A 1,274-nucleotide genomic window follows, 5' to 3' on the forward strand; every position below is an offset into this window, starting at 1 on the left:
ATATTCTCATGTTTTTAGTCCATAATTTTACCAATTGGTCTATTTACCTAAAATTTGACCGTACAGAGCGTTTTATATTGCGGATATTGTTTTTATCGTAAAATCTTTAAATCGCTTTGTACGGTACCTTTTTGTCGATTTAAACACATACCTAATCGTAAAATGATCAGCACTTTTCACTAGTTTGCTGTGGACCAAAGCGTTTCATTATCCCACCAATGCCATTTAAAGTCTCTTCAAGCTCTTGCTTGTGAACAAGCGTTATAGGCGTTGAATGCTCTTTCGCTGCTTGTTCTTTCAACTCCTTTTCACGGAATCTCAAAACAGCATTGCGTACAAAATTGACTTTTCTCAAAAGATCGTTTTCCAAATCACGACACAACCTGACAAGTTCTCGTGTGCTCGGAAAAAACGTATCGGATAAACAATTTATTTCATCACATAAAATCCGTTTGACCACTGTCATCAGTGACCATGCAGAGACATTTTCCAAAACCATTCCATAGGTCAACGCCATTCCCTCATGGTCTGATTGTTGTGCTATTTTCAAACCACACGACAGCATGCGAATTGCTTTTGCTATATCCTCTTTACCTGCTTTCACTGCGAAGAGCTCTTGCAATTGATCACCAGCCTCTAAAGCAATCGATTCCTGCTGTTTCGTTAATTGGCTGCCATCCTTCAAAACAAACGGACCGCTCGGAGGTATCATCGCATGAATGTGTTTCAAAATACCCTCGATTTCCGATATCAAGGAGACTGTCTGCGATACGTTCCCCAATGCTTTTTTGCTTTTGAGTGTAATTTCCATTGTTTCCACCATTGTTGTTCGTGTTTTTCGTTTTTTCTAAAACCTCGATAGCCTTTCGCACCCAGTTTCTCCATGTTGCTTGCCAATCACGTTTGATAGCATTCTTTCCTGCACAGGCTTTCCAAAAATCTCGAAACTTTGCAATTTCGACTTTCACGCGCTCTGGAGGCAAGCCCTCTTCGATTGCAAAATCGTAATCGGGTTCAAAATCCGTAGGCAATCGACAACCGCGATTAGCTTGCGCTCGTTTTGCTTTTTGGGGAACGTTCTCTTGCTCGTGAATGGGAGGTTGGTTTTCTACACCCGTTGTGATTTGCTCTGATGTGCTCTCAACAGCAGCAACCTCTGTTGGCTCGTCAACCTGTTCGTTTGTTTCTAAATCTTCAGAACCAATTTCTTTTTTTGCTAAAACGTTAGTTTTAGTTTTTTTATATATATTCTTATTCTGGTTCTTTATAGCTTG

At 40.2% G+C, this 1,274-nt stretch carries 1 protein-coding gene and 1 pseudogene; both read right to left on the reverse strand.

What is annotated here, in order from left to right:
* Positions 1-166: 166 nt before the first annotated feature.
* Complete coding sequence (locus tag ACFIKN_RS05945; RefSeq protein WP_375658065.1) at positions 167-685, reverse strand: hypothetical protein; 519 nt, start codon at positions 683-685, stop codon at positions 167-169.
* Positions 627-1,274 (reverse strand): annotated as a pseudogene (locus ACFIKN_RS05950) (hypothetical protein); the annotation flags it as partial. The gene ACFIKN_RS05945 and the pseudogene ACFIKN_RS05950, both read right to left, overlap by 59 nt.

The sequence above is a fragment of the Bartonella sp. CL436QHHD genome (assembly GCF_042195105.1).
GTDB lineage: Bacteria > Pseudomonadota > Alphaproteobacteria > Rhizobiales > Rhizobiaceae > Bartonella.